The sequence below is a fragment of the Zooshikella sp. RANM57 genome, from assembly GCF_050749885.1.
Lineage (GTDB): Bacteria > Pseudomonadota > Gammaproteobacteria > Pseudomonadales > Zooshikellaceae > Zooshikella.
In genome coordinates this window covers 1-16,614 of sequence record NZ_JBOIUB010000011.1, presented here as the reverse complement: position 1 = coordinate 16,614, position 16,614 = coordinate 1, and the positions used below count along the sequence as shown (strand labels likewise).

The window sequence follows — 16,614 nt, the reverse complement described above, 5'->3', positions numbered from 1 at the left end:
CCTTAAGCTGTTTTAATATGCTTTGCAAAAGCGTTTAACATTTCGCCTGGTTTTGACGGGTATCTATTGATTAACGACTTAAATGTCGCTTCATTTTCAAACCCTTCCCCCATCACGACACTTTGTTCAATAAACTGCGTGACATGGGCATCTTCTGATAGGCCTAATTTTTCAGCGGCAGCGATTCTTCTCACTAAAAAACACTCGAGTGGTCCATCCTGTTCAGCAATGTGTTGCGCTTGTTTGGGGAAATTCGCCCACACATGTTGTGATAAATTGGTGACTTGTATCTTTAGCCCTTGTATTTGAAATGCTTGTGCATGATTGTCAGTAAATTGCCACCAGGGGCGTGGCAAAGGTTGGTATTGCTCAACCAAATGATCAACTGGCATTGCTTGACCGGCGATAGCCGGGTTAAAGACATGAATAATGTTTTCTTGAGTAGGGAAAATGGCATAAGGGACAGGGCCCATAAAGTAACGTATTTCTTCTTCTGTACAGGCAGACAGGTACTGCCGCATAATTTCACCATTAAAAAAGCGAAACAATACTTCTTCACCTGTGGTATTTTTGGCTGTAATCAAACTTTGCCAATGTTGCATGACTTGTTCAAAAGGGGCAGGGGTTGCCATGATCCACATACCATCTCGATCCCATTCTTGTATTAAACCATGAATAAGGCGCTTATCTTCTACCTGGATGAGATAGGGGCTTTTTAAAGCAACAGCATCATAAAATGGCGTATTTTGATATAAATTTTCATACCGCTCGCCTGCCGTTAATTTCATATAAACAGGTAAAAAATCAGGGGGATGAATACCATCAGCCAGCAAATAAATGGTTAAATCACGACGTTGCCATTCATAAATAATGGGGGGCAGATGGTCAAAGGGCATCGTTTGAATTATGTCTGTCATGACTTACTTCTCATTACAAATTTTGCAAATAGGGCTTTTAGCTTGTTGGGCTGCAGAAAGCGCATCTGCCTGACTGGGACATAATTTTTTATCTGCCAGATTTTCAGAAGGTTTGCCTGATTTTGCCCGATCAGCCTCTTCAGCAAGCGCTGGTCGCTCAGGCGTAATGATATTGACTGGTGTGGGGAGTCCTGGTCCTTGGACATGGATGGTTTTACCATCAATAAATACCCCTTCCTGATTGACCGTGATCGAACTACCACCAGCGACAAAGGTTACTTCGGTATCTGACTCAAGTAATATTTTTTGTCCGGATTTAAAATTCATGTCTTTGGCTTCAGTCCGGTGTTCTCCATCAACCTGCAAGTGGCGGGTTTCCATTACAGTCTCATGAAAGTCGCCTTTAATTCCTCGTTCGTGATTTTGATCTACTTTGATATGTTGGTCTTTTATAATGTGCTTGAAATCATGTTGGTAAACTGTAACCGTATTATTGCCCACAATATGTTCACGGCGATCATTTTTAATGCGGACATCCAGGTCTTTTTCCGCAGTGACCATGATGACTTCCTGATCCTTTTTATCTTCAAAGGTGAACTCATTAAAGCCACCACCACCAGGGGATGAATTGGTTTTAAAGCCAGAGCGGGTTTTATGATCCGGAAGTTTATACGGTGTTTGATGCCTGCCATGGTAGACAACACCAGTCACTAATGGGTGGTTCACATCGCCATTTAAGTAATCAATGGTGACTTCCTGACCTATGCGGGGGATCACCATACTACCCCAACGATCACCCGCCCAGGTTTGCATAACCCTAACCCAGCGGGAAGAATTTTCATTTTGCTTGCCTTCTCGATCCCATTTGAATTGGACTTTTACACGCCCATATTCATCGGTGTAGATTTCTTCACCCGCAGGTCCCGTAACAATTGCGGTCTGTTTGCCAGGCATTTTAGGGGCTTTATGTCGTGGTTGAGGACGATAAACGGTTGTTTTGGGTATGAAGATCCCTCGCGAACGATAATACGCGCCATCACCCACGGCATACTCATCAGAGCCTTGAGGTTGCCGACCTTCATGCACTACTTGAGTAATAATGTATGTTTTATTCACATCTTTAACTGGGTGATCTACGATGGCTGCCGTATAGCCAGGAATCATCGTACGATAAGTACCACCTACGGTGGCGATGGTCTTTTTGACTTGATGCATTTCACAGCGAATACGGGCATAACGCTGACCTGCTTCTACCGTCTTATAATTACCAGGGTAAATATGCTCAACGGCATTTTCCTCACCAAGCGTATGCTCAACCTCAAGGTTTAACCGTGGTTTATGGAAGTTGTAATCCCGCATCACCACTTTACCGATGGTTCGGTTGTTACTGCATTTCACCGAGTCCAGACAATCACCATCAGGTACCATGCCGGTTTTCATGTGAAAACTCAGCGTATCACCCACAATAGGCTTCAGACTTTCATTACGGTCTACAAAAATAAGCTTGTGGCTGTTCGCAGTATGCTCGAAGTAATAAAAAATACCTTCTTTTTCCAGCAGGCGGGCAATAAAATTTAAGTCAGATTCGTTAAATTGAACTATATAGGTTTCTTTTTCATAGTCTTCAGTGAGTTGAAACTCAAAGTCGATGCTTTTTTGCAGCTCTGCTCGGATGAGAACCTGCTCAACAATTTCAGGCACTGTGAGTTTTTGATAAGTACGACAGTCTTCTCGGTATTGAAGAAACCATAGTTTAGGGACTATTTTTACGTGGTATCCAGTATAACGGTTATCAGGACTGGCTTCTGTTAATGAAGCGACCATGCCATGAATTATTCGGTCCTCTTCTTCGCCACGAATAGTGATACAAGCAGGCTTGCGAATAAGATTCAAATTACCCAGCTCGGGATGACGACTGACTAAGGATATTTCAATACTGTAAGGGTCTGAAATCCCTTCAATACCATTGACCTCCGTTACCATTAACTCAGCATGGCAACCAGTGATCTCCAACAGAAATACACTACGATTAGCACCCAACTTCATGACATCGCCTTACAAGAAATAACTGGACGCTATTGTATTTCAAAGGCTGCAAGGACTTAGCAATGTACATCACAAGGCTACGATATGTAACAGATTAGGTTAAGATCGTAACGCTTTACTTGAACTTGAAAGTTTAAGAGAAGGCTGCTGATGTGTTTTGGCGTTTAAGGGGTAATTGATAATCTCTATTTTTTGCGACGCCATCGTGTGATGATGACGAAGCCTAAAATTTATTTGCGAAGGGTATTTCTACTGACTATTTCTATAAATACACTGTGTAGCATCATAGGGTAAAAGAACAGTATACTTGAAGGGCGTTATTCAGACTTTGGAGAAATGGGTTTTAGAAAATAGTTTTAATGCTAAAACAATAGATGATTTTTCTATGCGGTCAACTAGACCGCTTGTGTTTCAGGTTGGCTTTGATTAGGAGTGACTTGGTCACCATTTTTTTGAGTGACAAGGGCTTGTAAATCAATAATGCGATCTGCCATTTTTATGGTTTCTTCACGATGGGCAATAATGATTCTGGTCATGTCTAATTGTTTTAATGCATCATTAACAAACTGCTCTGATTTTTTATCAAGGTGGCTGGTTGCTTCATCTAAGAATAACACTTTTGGTTGGCTGTATAATGCTCGAGCGATTAATACGCGTTGCATTTGTCCTCCGGATAACGTGCTACCCATGTCGCCAACAAGGGTATTAAATCCCATTGGCATATTCAGAATATCTTCAGCTATTTTTGCTTGTTCTGCGCACTCAAGCACATGATTCATATCAAGCTCGGGGCAAAACAGGCTAATATTTTGAGCGACGGAACCTGACAGTAAGACATCATTTTGCATGACGGCTGAAATGGTATCGCGATAGTTCCGCATGCCAAACTGCTTGATATCGATACCATCTATGGTAATTTGGCCTTCAGTGGGTTCTAACAAACCCATCATGATTTTCATCAACGTTGTTTTTCCATAACCAGAGGGGGCAACAATAGCGACACATTCACCGGCATTGATTGTTATATTGAGCGTTTTGAATAAGAAAGGGTCTTCCTCGCTGTATTTAAAGGCAATATTATGAAGCTCAATTTTCCCTTGAATTTCAGTACTTATCGCTGAACTAGACTCTAAATGTTTTTCTTCATCCGTTAAGATTACTTCTGAAACGCGTTGAAGGTGAAGTGAAATCATTTTATATTCAAAAAATTTATTGATGAAGGTTTGTGAGCATGATGAGAATTGATTTTGATAAGCAAAAAAAGCATACAGCATACCTATTGAGAATTCATTATTCATGATAATAAGCGCAGCAACCCAAACCAATAAGATATATTCAATACCTGCCAGCAGGTCGTAAGTAGTATCACTGGAGATAGTGAGCTTGGATAAACGAATATCGGCATTAAGCCAGTCTGCATAAGCATTTCGCCAAGTAGATTGTCGGGTTGATTCGTGATTTGAAATTTTAATAGCTTGAATTGCTCGAACACTTTCTAAGAAAATTGAGTCTTCATTCGCAGCAAATTGAATACTTTCCTCAGTACGTTCAATCAACAAGCGATAGATGGCAAGCCTAAAAATAAAATAAATACCAACTGATGCAAGTGTTATACACGTAAGTGGTATACTGTAAATGAGCATCATCACTAACGTGATTAGCGCCATTAAGCCATCAACAATGCCTTCTATAAATCCTGTGCTTAAGAGGTGGTTGATTTTATCTAAAGAACCGAAACGAGAAAGTACGTCCCCGACATGGCGTTTTTCGAACCAGTTAAGTGGTAAACGCATTAAATGGCGAAAAAAATTGGATAGTAGCTGTATACCCAATACACTTCGTAAATAAACAATTAACCAGGAGCGGAGTGCATTGGTTAAAACTTTTACAAAGGTTAATAGTAGAAAGCCAATTCCCAACACAAATAGTAGCTCTTTGTCTTTATTGACAACAACACTATCAACAACAACTTGGGTAAAATAAGGTAAGACAAGTGAAAATATTTGAATAGCAATGGCTAGGAGAAAAATTTGAAATAAACTTCGTTTGATACCCGTAATATTTTTAAGAAACGCCGCTAAACTTAGATGAAGTCGCTTGTCTACTTTTTCAAAACTTCTTGATGGTGAAAGTTCTAATGCTACACCTGTGAAGGCTTCTGAAACTTGTTCCCAGCTTAACCGTAGTTCACCCATCGCAGGGTCATGGATCACAACATGCGATTTTTTTGCCGCCTTAAGGACGACAAAGTGGCACATTTTCCAATGTAGAATACAGGGTGTTGCTATTTCCTTTAGGTCTTCCAGTTCAATCCGAATAGCTCTGGAGTTTAATTTTAGTTGATCACTGATTTTAATGATTTGGGATAGATTTGCACCTTTGAGACTAATATTACACTTTTGTCTTAAGGTAAGTAAGTCGATCTTATACCCATGGTAGTTGGCGACCATACATACACAAGCCAAACCACACTCTGAACTTTCACTTTGAAATATAACAGGAAGCTTTTTAGAAAAACGTGCGCCAAGTGTATCCATTGTATTGATCATCTTATTTAATACTTATTGTAATGCATGGATCAGTTATTGAGATTTAAAACTCAATATGCTTTGAATAATGACCTATTCGATAAATAATGATTGCTTTCGTAAACTATAAATTGGCTCAAATATCCAACCAAGAATAGTAGTTTGTTGACCTAATATACTTCCCATTAGTTGCATACCGGGTTGTAGATTATATTGGCTACCAAACGCATCGATAGACTGTTTGCCTAATTTAACACTGACTTTATAAACAGGCTCGTTGATATTGATCGACGTATTTAAATATTTAGGCTGTAAGATTGTGTGTGAAATAGCCGTTATTTCACCTTCATGATGTCCAAATTTCTGATATGGAAAGGCATCATACTGAATAAGTACTTTCTGTCCTGGGTGAGTAAAACCAATAGACCGACTCGGAATATATAATTCTGCGATTAATTCGCTGTGAGCTGGTAATATTGTGAGTAATAAACTTTCAGTATCAACGTGTTGACCAACTTTAGCAAGCAGTGCACTCACCTGCCCAGAAACGGGTGATTTTATTATATAGCCTTTTTGGGACTTGGTTTCAATTAACTGTTGTTTTAAAGACAGTTGTTCCTCACTGAGCTTAAATATAGTGTTTTCAATTTCAAGTTCTTTTTGCTGGGAGGCTTTTGTATCTTCGTTAAGCTCCATTTGTAAGCGACCTAGCTCACGTTGGTCAATATGAAGATTAATCTCAAGCTCTCTTTTCTTATTGAGAATATTTTTATAATTACTTTCAGATATTTGTCCTCGTTTGTAAAGATTTGAATAGGCTAAAACATCTTTTGCTAAGGAATTTTTTTGTTCTTTTCTAAGTTTAATTTGCTTTGATAGATGTTCTAATTCAACATCGGTATTTATTTTCTTTTGTTTAAGACGTTCTTTTTCAAGCTCTAGTATATGATAACTTTTTGAAATTTGATTGGTTAGCAATCTGTAACGTTCTTCAATCTGGGTGATGAGTTCTTGATCTACATTACCCGCGGCTGTTTGTCTATCAGTTTTTACGAGAACAAGCGGTTGACCTTTTTGTACAAGTTGTCCTTCAGTCACATTAATATGATCTACTACGCCATTTCTAACACCGAAGATTTCACTGATTCCTTTAGATGGCTCTAGTACACCGGAAACGACTTCTATCTTTCGATAGGTTCCCCAGCTTAAATAACAAATCAAGATAGCTAGGAATAGTATAATAAAAATGACATAAACTGAAAAAGAGATAGGTCTTATAATCAGTATTTTGCCAAAATTATGATGAAGTTTTTCATAGACCTCAGCTCTAAACAGTGAATTCTTTGTTGGATTAGGCATAGTTTAAATATAATGCTATTTGGTTTTTAATAGTTTATTAATTTGCTCGCGATAGTTTTTTTCTGAGGGTACTCGCCAGTATAATTTTAAGTCTTTTGACATTGATTGAGAGGGCTGCTGGTAGAAGTGACCATCTTCAATAACATATTGTGTACCAAATAGTTGTGGACAGTGTTGTCCAATTAAATAGCGGTCGAGAGAAGCTGCCGCTAAATAGCGTGCTTTATCGTGGTGTGGATTAATTTTTAATGCATTGAGGCAAAGCTGATGGGCTAAATAATAACCCTCAGTTGATTGGCTGTGTTGGAGAACCATTGCTGCATGATAATAGTCATCAGCCGTTGATAAAATATCTTGTTTCGTTATCGCTATAACACGTTTTGTACGTTGTTGATCTCGTTCCGATATTTTATTCCAGGCTGCAATGGTTTGCTGATCTGGATGCTTAGACACGCTTGACTGTTGTCTATCATCTTGATCAGACTCATAAAGCGCTAAAAGTGTATTATTGACTTGTTTTAAATATAGCTTCTTATTTGATTCGGTTTTGGTAAGTAGTTGTGGGTATTGCGCGTTATTAATTATATTTGGGAAATCATTTTTCAATTGCTTTACATCATGAAACCCCATGTGTATTGATTCTGTTAATATATCTAATGCCTGCTTTACATTTCCCTGGTTGTTAAAACATATCGCAGAATTATATAAGTCAGATGCGCTGTTAGGGTTATTGTTCTGCTGTGCCGCAAGCTTATATAACGTAGCACATTTATGATAGTTGTTGTTTGATTTAGCAGAAAATGCAGCCGTTCTGATATGTTCTAATAAGCTAAACTGCATTTTTGGCACATGATTGATGCAGACTTCATTATCGAATTTCATGTTTTTTGTGCTACATCCGCTTATAAGTATGGACAGTATGAAAAAACTGTAATATTTGAATGATCTTAAACTGTCCATTATTTAGTGACCTATAACATTGATAGGTTCCGGTTCCCACTCGGCTTTATAAGGATTATAGTTACATCGTTTGGGTTTAGAGTAGATATTTTGGTCATCACTAATCAGGCCTCTACAGTCAACGCAGACATATCTAAATTCACAGTCTTGACAAACTGATATTTGATCTTTAGTGATTTGCCATAGCGATGAAAAAGACTTATTATTTTTGACTAAGTCAACAACATCAATTTTGTCATATTCTCCGTAATTCTCTTTTCTAACGTTACAGTTATTCACTTGTCCATTGACATCGATAGATAGCTTTCTATTTAAGCATGAGTTATGTTGTTGTGATTCCGTGAAGAGAGACATATTACCAATCATAAGGTTTTCAGAAACATAACCGCAACAGTTCGCAGACGTTATGCCTTTCTTAAGGAAAATGATTTTTCTATTGTCGTATTCGTTTTCCTTGATTTTATTTTTTGGTGATTTATGGACTATAAATGTATTAATTCTTGGATGATCTAAGAAATAGTCCTTATTTGCTTTGCGGTTTTTCCAGGTAGCATAAGGTATACATATGTTAATATTTCTAATACAGCTGTTATCTGACAGGCTTAAGAAATCATCTATTAAATCAAAATGAATGTTATCGAAAACCCTTAAGTCAATTGCCTGACAGCCTAAGCTCTCCAAAATGTTGATCATATGGCTGTAGTCATGATGAGAGTCTTTGTTTACATCAATGACGGCATTAGTAATATAGCTTGGTGATTTCCATGTTAAATCTAAGTCAGGAAAACACTCTGGTTTATCAGTATAAAAACCAAATTCATGTTCAATAATAAAATCCAGGTATTCTTTTATAATAACTTGATCGTCTTGTTCATACTTTTGCAGTACGGTAAGAACTGGTTCTATTTTACAGTTATTAATAAAGTCATTAAACTCATTAGGTACTAGCCTCATTTTATAACGTTCTAGATCAATCAATAATGAACGAGAATAACCTTTAACCAGTTGTATTGATGAATACAGGGTCAGAAAACAGTGACTTGTGGGTGTATTGTAAATCATGAAATTACTTCTCAAATTGATCGCTATTGAAGCTGCAAAATCGTGTGATGTGTTTTTCGAATGGATAGCAAAGCATATTATCGGTATTGTATTTTAAGCATTTTGCATGCCTTATGGTATGTAGTCTTTGGCTGTTATCAGGCGCTTTAGCATATTTCATGAAGTAATAGGGTGTAGGCAGCTTAACGGCCTGATCTTCATTATAAAGTTGTTGAAGTGCTTTCGTTAAATCCTGTTTCTTCATATTGATTTATCCATTGATATGATATGGTCAGCAATTTTTTCTTCTAAATGGTAGTTACAGGGTTTTGATACCATGCCAAATTGCCCAACGGGGTTGACTTCAAGGAAAACATAGCGATTATCTTTGGTATAGATCATATCAACAGAAGCTGTTTTCAACTTGAGTTCGTCAAGTAAACACTGTAATTTTTCTTCAACTTCATAGGGTAGCTTAAAAGGTGTACTTCTATTAGGCTTAACTTTATCATACTGCCTAAAGTCAATTTTCGTCTGAGAATTTTTCTGTGAAAAAATAGTCATTGGATAGAACGAACCATCTAAATAAAAAATTCTGAGTTCAAATTGTTTTTCGATAAGTTCTTGGAATAGAGAAGTACCAATTTTTTCTGGTAATAAATCAATAGCATCTTCAGTAACTTCTTCTGTATAACTGACGTAGGAACCATTTTTATTATCAATATAAAGAAATGCATCACTGATTGGTTTGGTTATTATTCTACCTTTTTCATTAAGAAATTGTTTTACTTCTTGCCTGTCGTTGGTTATTAATGTATCAGGTATGTGCAAGTTTAAGTTGTCTGCAAGATCAAGCACTTGAAGTTTATTGACTTCAATAAAGCCTTTATTTAGTGACATTTCTTTACTTGAAAGATAACTGTGGAGCCAATCATCTAATGTTAATCGTTCTTGTCTCAAATGGTGATGTGTTATTACTGCTAATTTTAGCTTTTCATGGCTATCTAGCTCACTATTAGCGAAGTCTGTTATATTTCCACTAAAGTCAAACCACCGTCTGAACCAAAAAGCATTATCTGGATTTGTTTCGCTATTATTTTCAAGTTTACCATTGAGAGAGGTTTTTACATTTCGTTTACCACTCTTTAATATCACAGAAAATGGCTTTGTTCTAAAATCATCACCTTTTATCCTTTTTGGTGAGTTGCCTTTGTAATATAACCAAGCCATGACTTCATCTGTGGATATATCATTATCTGAGTGTGTTATTATAACGGACAATGTAATACTCCAGTAAGTAAAACCCCAAAGTGAATTACTTTCTGCTTAAAATTAATAGGTTAAATTCTTTGAACAAAAAAGTTTACTTTTAGAGGTTCTAAAGTACACCTATAACAAAGGGTATTCATCCTATAAAAATCAATTCAAATATTAAAACACTTTGGGTATTTTGTCGTATTGATTTTGTGCTTATTTAAATGCTAGAAATCAATTTTGACACGGAAAACAACATCTGGCTTATTGCCTGGTTGTGTACTTTCAATAACCGCTTCTCGGTATGTTGTGCCACCACCAGCTACTGTTTTTATTTCTTCCTGGGTAAGTTCGTGGAACTTATTATCATTAATACTTTTCATTTTTATTCCTTATTTGCAGTTATTTGAGTGTGAATAGTATGTTATCTATAATTATTAATTATACATATAGTACTATTCAGCTATAACTATTAATCCCAACGGAACTTAACTCGCCAGTCAGTCGTTGTGCCACCGTTTGGCTTCATCGTTGAGTAAGCTTCCATAACTCTTTCAGAGGTTCCACTTCCACCCGCTACTAGTTCTACTTCTTTAGCATCAAGTTCTCTGAAAGCCTTTTCATTTATGCTTTTCATTTTTTATTCCTTATTTTGAATTATTAAGCGTACGTATGATGAATTACCCATAGCAGGTAATCCAATATCTTGTATAAGCTAATTATGAAAATTAATCCCAGCGGAAATCCACTTTCCAGTCAGTCGTTGTTCCACCATTTGGTTTCATAGTTGAGTAAGCTTCAGCTGTTTTTTCGGAGGTTCCACTTCCACCTGCAACTAACTCAATTTCTTTAGCATCAAGTTCTTTGAAAGCCTTTTCATTTATGCTTTTCATATTTATTCCTTGCTATATTTTTGTTTGTTATGAGATGCGCGCAAGTTGAATTTATATTTTTATTGTGATGATTGTCAATGCTTAAATTATTTTCTCTTAAAAATACGTCAGTATTTGTATGTGTTATTTTGTTTTTATGGGTTGTTTAGCTTGGCGGTAGCAGTGTTTTGTGGTTTTTAATCTTTATAGTGTATTGTTAGGTTTACATGTTTCTTAGGTTATAATATTTAAAATATTATGTTGTATTAGCTGGTTTTGAACTGCTTTGTTAACGTTAAAAATAATTGTCAATTAGACCAAAGTATAATGGTAAGTTTGAAAGATTAGTTATAGCTTGGTGTATCGTTTAAGTTTTTTATTTCGGAAAAATACGTATGGATATGGTTTTTTTGATTTGTGAGTTACTATAGTTTTATTGCTATGCTTGTTGAATAAACTTTTGCTGATGCATCAGTAATGGGGTTTTATTATCATGCTTTTATGTGTGGAATAAATAATATTCTTTTTTGGAATATTTGCTATGCTGTTTTCTATGATTCGATAAAAAGATCTGTTTATTAAAAAAACTGTAGTAAATAAAATAGCAGTGGCGGTTATATAGGCTTAATTTATGGGGTGGGAAATAATGACCACCACTTAAATCTCTTATTAATGGAGTTGCTCAGCAGTGCTATATATAAATTAAAGTAGCTACCGTAGTTCATACAGTAGCAGATTTGCTCTTTTCATGATGGGAATCGAAAAATTCAACGGATTGCCCGTAAGGCTGTAAGTAAGTCCGGCAGCAGCTGTATATAAGTACCAATATGAGCAATGATACTGGTGGCATCCGGTTTAGTTTGTAAGATGCTGTTTTCTACCCGGGTAATGACTTCGTGGAGAAATTTTTTTGCGCGGAATTTATTTACACCATATTCAGTTAATGGCGCTATAAGTGGTGTTGCTGCGAGTAAAACGACTGCTCCACTGACAGCGCCGCCCACAGATATCCAGGTAGGAACACCGGCCCATTTAGCCCATAGTGCGCCCCAATAAGACTGTTGGCTGATATATAAACTGGTGGCTGCCGCAGACCCTACGCCGAGCGCACTACCAAATACTAATTTATCGCTAAAAGATCGACCAATAAGTCCTAAGGTAAAAAAGATAGCCATATCCCGGCTACCTTCATGACTTAAAGTTAATCGACTAAGCGCCTGTTGAAGGTGTTGCTGAGCTTGTTCTGGCGTATAGGCGTCAATAAGGCTCCTGAGTTCTTGCCAGTCTTCGGGGTTTACGTTTGGGTGCCTAGTGATATGCGCGATGATTAATTGTTCTAAAGAGGGTAGATCAAGCAGTTCATTAATCAGTATTTGACTGATTGCTATCTCTTTCTGGCTTAGGGTGAATGGCTTTTCTGTATGACGACCGGTTAACCGTTTAGCTAAACGCCATGTGGCTCGAGGAATTGTTGCTAAGTCGCGGGGGATATCTTTGCGGTGTTGCCAGTGACGGTGAAGGACACGGCGAAAGGAGGCAAAGTGATCGGCATACACTACATCAACACGTTGCTGCGCTTCAGCAAAATGCTTTTTTACTAAGGCTTGCAGTTCTGCTTCCCACTGTACAGTCGAATTGAGTATTGGCGTTGACATCCTGTTTTACGGTTCAGTTAAATTAATTAAGGATGTTTATATTGTCGCCGATTTTGCTAACAAACGGTAGAATAATATAGGTATAGGGCGAAAGTTCACCCTATATCTATTTATTACTATATTTAAGAAGGTAATAGTTTGAGATAACTTTAAATGAAAGTTGTCCATTTATCTTCTTAAACACTAAACCTTCACGCCGCGTATTGGGATTTAATGAAGGTCCATCAGCCATACTTAGTAATGTTGCTAAATCACTACCCATATTTCTGAGATTATCGATTGCAACATGAGGAACTTGCTCAAGTTGTGCCCCGTACGCTCGTAGCTCATCCATTATTAGGTGGCGCTCATAATGACCAAGATAGCATTGTGCATCGATATCGTAGGCATCAAATACGTAGAATGCTTGGCCTTTAAGTTTTTCAGGGTTTCCTTGAATCCCTTCGCCAATAAGTTCACCTTGCAGTGCAATGTTTTTACCTAGAAGGCTCAGTGAATCAATTAATCTTGAAGCGCGTGCCACTTTCCATAGAGAATTCTCAGGTGTTTCTTTTAGCCACCAGTTGCGACCGCAAACACCTATCTCACTATCATTGTGGAATACAGTCATACTTGATCCATCAAGTTTTACTGTGACTTCAAATAGACTATTCAACTCATTTACAAACACGTCAGGTAAATTTTGTATCCGCTCTTGATCCGTTTTGCGAATAAAGCCTGGAAATCCACCATGCACTTCTCCCATCAGACATGCAGGAACGGGTGCCTCCCATTTTTCAATATTCAGTAGGCCACTAAAATCGTGATCACGAATATCGGCCAACTCAGCCCCATCAATTTGTGCCATAATTTCTGGAAAAGCAGCTAATGGTAAAATTAATCCTTGGGACAGTTGTCCTCGTAATTTCAGGGTTCTTAAACGAATACCTTCCTTTTCTTGCCAAGTAATTTTATTTTTTGCAAGAAATGAAAAACGTTCGTCTTCTATAGGCAAAAAAGAATCAATTTCAAAGAACACACATGGATCGTTGACAGAAAATTCATTTTTTTTAATAACTACCGTCCAACCTTCAACGGTTGCGCATTCAATGGCATCTGCATTGGGTATGGGGGAAATTGCATCCACTTTTCTTACTGTGACTAGTTTACGCATATTACTTCCTTATTGGGGGCGCTTTATCTCATCTAATTACCCCAATACTTTCCTTTTATAGAGTATTTGCCTTCAACTATATGGTTTCTATGGTCAAGACAAAGCCGCCAATTAAGCGGCTTTCCAATCTCTATTTCCTGAAAATTGCCTCTCTAAATATTCCATTTGATCAGCAAGCACAGTACGTTGCGCAAGGAACATCGACTCGAAAATATTTGGTCGAAAGGGCACTGCTAACAGTTCCATACTAGCTTCTTCAGGTGTTCTATCGGCTTTGAATTGATTGCATCGGCGACATGCCGCCACAACGTTTTCCCAGATATCTTTACCACCTTTTGAACGAGGAATAATATGATCTCGTGTTAAATCCACATGCGTATATTGAATACCACAATACATACACTGGTAGTTATCCCGACGAAACAGCATTTGGTTGTTAAATCCTGTTGTTCGACGCCGGTGGTTTATATCACCTTTTGTTGCAATGACAGGGCTAATTTCTAAAAAAGATTGTTCGCCACTTATTCGGTTAATACCACCTAACATAATGACGTTTTTTTTGCCCAGTTCCCATTTGACCAACTCTTTGACATAGAGCACGGCCGCATCTTCGCAAGAAAGCCAAGAGGTTGGTGTGCCCGAAAGGTCCAGTCGTAGTACTCTACTCATGTTAACTACTCTTAATTTATACCCTTCGGGGAGGGTATAGTTAGAGGTGCCCTTTAATAAAAGTTGTACCATCTGCGGTACGATAACCACCCTTTGTGAGCTCTAACGCTAGCAAGACACGTTTATCGCGATCATTTTCTGTAACCACCACAAATTGTGGGAGTAAGTTTTTTTCTTTGGCCCATGCCAAAATAGTTTTTCCGTTGTGTCGGCCATTTAGGTAAAAATCTATGGCCAGAATAGAAACTCTATTTTCCTTTAATATTTTTTTTGCGGAATGACTATCACTGCAATAAATATCAGCGTTATAGTTGCCGCGTTTACTCACAGCTACTCGCACCGTATTTTCCTCCTTTGAAAACGCTAGTATTATCAGCTCTGCCATGATCTGGTTTGAAGAGTCAGCACGGTACCAGCTGCGCAAATTTTTTAATAAATTGGTACCCAGCCCCAGATTCGAACTGGGAACCTCCTGATTCTAAGTCAGGTGCCTCTGCCAATTGGGCTAGCTGGGCATTAACTGATGAGGGTAGATGGAGTCGAACCACCAAAGCTTTCGCCACGTGTTTACAGCACGCTAGAGTCACCACGTCTCTTCTGTGTACCCTCGAAATTTAATAGTGATAGAGATTTATTTCTATTAATTCATGAGTACGATTGATGAATAAGCTAAATATTTATCTTCAGTACTCTACACGAATAATTTTTAAACCCTTTAATATGGGTATATTTGCTCGTGTTTGCGAATCGTTTTAAACGATACTTGTCGATTTGTTTTTTTGCAAGCGTGAATTTAGTTAGATTTTATCTGCATATTCGTTTGGGTTATATGCTTTATTTTAACGTGTTATTTCTTAAGGATGAGTGCATACCTATCGCTAAAAAATGCAATATTTGAGACAGGGGATCTCGGAGAAAAAATGACAATAATTCATAATTTCTCTACCAGTTAAAATAAGCTAATCATCTATATAAAATCGATCTAAACGTCACTAAAATTTTTTTCCTTTATCTCTTGTTTCTTTACATTGGTGAGCCAAGAAGGGAGGTATAATTCTCCCGTTTCGCCAATATGGTGAAGGCTCAAGCCATTAAACTAATCAAACGAACAACTCAAAATCATTTTCTACGGGCGAAAAAAAACCCGAAAAGCTAAGTTAGCCTTCCGGGTTTTCGTATGGTGTAAGTAAACGATATCTGGAAGGCTTATTGCCTACCAGATATTACATTCTTAGCAGGCAATATAGGGACGCACGAGTTTCTCCAGGGAAATATCTATCCCCGGCGTCCAACTATATAAATTACCTTGCTGTGAATGTAAGTGAATCATCGTTTTCTCAAAATATGGTTTGCCGGCATTATAGAGTGATAAGCAGGAAATGCAACATATAATCGCTTGATTTAATACGCGTTATGTCGTAAGAGCAGAATGCGTTGTCAGTTAATGAGAGGGAAACACTTAATGAGTTACTTGTTAGATTAAGTGACTTGTTGATGAGTATGCTGGGTATTTATTGCAAAATATCAAAGTTCAGGAAAAACAACAGGCGTTAAAGCGTTGGTAACTGAAAGGATATAAGGTAAAGGGAATAAATTGAGAGACCAAGAGTAAGCGGTGGCTTTGCTCAATCAATGTAGCTTCTTGGTGATGATGTAAGACGGAATATGGTGGGCCCTGCTGGACTTGAACCAGCGACCAACCGATTATGAGTCGGTTGCTCTGACCAACTGAGCTAAGGGCCCCTAACAGGGTCACGGATTATACGCGATCATTTTCAAGAATGCTACTGGTTTTTTATGTGTGCTGTTGTTTGAATTCTGGTTAAAAAGTGATCGACGATATTGTCAGAAATGCTTCTGCTTGTAAGTATTCTTGCGCATCTTCTAATGCACATAGGGAATTTGTGAGAGGAGGGGCGAATAGAAGATTTAAATTCACAATAACATATTTAACCCTTCTGACTTGAGCTAAATTTTTTCAGGCTGTCGAGTGTATGAGTATTTTACTTTTTTTTAAGTTAAGCAAGTGTTGTGCAATACTGTAGACACTTTTACCCAGCCATAGCCCCATAGTCGCTCAGCTGTTCATACACTTGAGCGACTTTTTGAATGCTTAAGCTTAACCCTAACTTGTCAAAAAGTTTTCTCATTAAATGTTGA

15 protein-coding genes and 2 tRNA genes are annotated in these 16,614 nt (G+C 37.7%); all 17 read right to left on the bottom strand.

The genetic code is table 11. The annotated features are described in order from the left end of the window. Window positions 1-2 precede the first annotated feature (2 nt). Window positions 3-917: a DUF4123 domain-containing protein gene (locus ACQ96U_RS20105; RefSeq protein WP_431723057.1), complete on the bottom strand. Its 915-nt coding sequence runs from the start codon at window positions 915-917 to the stop codon at window positions 3-5. 3 nt (window positions 918-920) lie between these two features. Then, window positions 921-2,963 (bottom strand): type VI secretion system Vgr family protein, encoded by a 2,043-nt coding sequence (locus tag ACQ96U_RS20100; RefSeq protein WP_431723056.1) that lies wholly within the window; start codon window positions 2,961-2,963, stop codon window positions 921-923. Window positions 2,964-3,358: 395 nt separating this feature from the next. Next, window positions 3,359-5,500, bottom strand: coding sequence for a peptidase domain-containing ABC transporter (locus ACQ96U_RS20095; protein ID WP_431723055.1), 2,142 nt, complete (start codon window positions 5,498-5,500; stop codon window positions 3,359-3,361). 84 nt (window positions 5,501-5,584) lie between these two features. Beyond that, window positions 5,585-6,850 (bottom strand): HlyD family secretion protein, encoded by a 1,266-nt coding sequence (locus ACQ96U_RS20090; RefSeq protein WP_431723054.1) that lies wholly within the window; start codon window positions 6,848-6,850, stop codon window positions 5,585-5,587. A gap of 15 nt (window positions 6,851-6,865) precedes the next feature. Continuing rightward, on the bottom strand, window positions 6,866-7,732 hold the full coding sequence (locus ACQ96U_RS20085) for a hypothetical protein (RefSeq protein WP_431723053.1): 867 nt from the start codon (window positions 7,730-7,732) through the stop codon (window positions 6,866-6,868). 81 nt (window positions 7,733-7,813) lie between these two features. Then, window positions 7,814-8,872 carry a grasp-with-spasm system SPASM domain peptide maturase gene (gene gwsS, locus ACQ96U_RS20080; protein ID WP_431723052.1) on the bottom strand — a complete coding sequence of 353 codons (1,059 nt, stop codon included), beginning with the start codon at window positions 8,870-8,872 and terminating at the stop codon, window positions 7,814-7,816. Between the two features lie 4 nt (window positions 8,873-8,876). Next, entirely contained in the window at window positions 8,877-9,116 is a 240-nt protein-coding gene (locus ACQ96U_RS20075; RefSeq protein ID WP_431723051.1) for a hypothetical protein, read from the bottom strand. Beyond that, window positions 9,113-10,132, bottom strand: a complete 1,020-nt coding sequence (gene gwsG / locus ACQ96U_RS20070) for a grasp-with-spasm system ATP-grasp peptide maturase (protein WP_431723050.1) — start codon at window positions 10,130-10,132, stop codon at window positions 9,113-9,115. The genes ACQ96U_RS20075 and gwsG overlap by 4 nt, the downstream gene beginning before the upstream one ends. Before the next feature lie 200 nt (window positions 10,133-10,332). After that, window positions 10,333-10,488 (bottom strand): hypothetical protein, encoded by a 156-nt coding sequence (locus tag ACQ96U_RS20065; RefSeq protein ID WP_431723049.1) that lies wholly within the window; start codon window positions 10,486-10,488, stop codon window positions 10,333-10,335. Between the two features lie 89 nt (window positions 10,489-10,577). Then, window positions 10,578-10,742 carry a hypothetical protein gene (locus ACQ96U_RS20060; RefSeq protein ID WP_431723048.1) on the bottom strand — a complete coding sequence of 55 codons (165 nt, stop codon included), beginning with the start codon at window positions 10,740-10,742 and terminating at the stop codon, window positions 10,578-10,580. 91 nt (window positions 10,743-10,833) lie between these two features. Further along, a complete protein-coding gene (locus tag ACQ96U_RS20055) occupies window positions 10,834-10,998 on the bottom strand; it encodes a hypothetical protein (RefSeq protein WP_431723047.1) in 165 nt (54 codons plus the stop codon). Between the two features lie 746 nt (window positions 10,999-11,744). Beyond that, window positions 11,745-12,632, bottom strand: coding sequence for a hypothetical protein (locus ACQ96U_RS20050; RefSeq protein ID WP_431723046.1), 888 nt, complete (start codon window positions 12,630-12,632; stop codon window positions 11,745-11,747). A gap of 106 nt (window positions 12,633-12,738) precedes the next feature. Next, the gene (locus tag ACQ96U_RS20045) at window positions 12,739-13,785 is read right to left on the bottom strand and encodes an RNA ligase (ATP) (RefSeq protein ID WP_431723045.1); all 1,047 of its coding nucleotides are present in this window, start codon (window positions 13,783-13,785) and stop codon (window positions 12,739-12,741) included. Window positions 13,786-13,896: 111 nt separating this feature from the next. Then, complete coding sequence (locus tag ACQ96U_RS20040; RefSeq protein ID WP_431723044.1) at window positions 13,897-14,454, bottom strand: HNH endonuclease; 558 nt, start codon at window positions 14,452-14,454, stop codon at window positions 13,897-13,899. 40 nt (window positions 14,455-14,494) lie between these two features. Further along, window positions 14,495-14,794, bottom strand: coding sequence for a hypothetical protein (locus ACQ96U_RS20035; RefSeq protein ID WP_431723043.1), 300 nt, complete (start codon window positions 14,792-14,794; stop codon window positions 14,495-14,497). 98 nt (window positions 14,795-14,892) lie between these two features. Next, window positions 14,893-14,969: transfer RNA gene (locus ACQ96U_RS20030), tRNA-Leu, on the bottom strand. A 1,151-nt stretch (window positions 14,970-16,120) separates the two neighbouring features. Continuing rightward, window positions 16,121-16,197 (bottom strand) — tRNA-Ile (locus ACQ96U_RS20025). Window positions 16,198-16,614 lie beyond the last annotated feature (417 nt).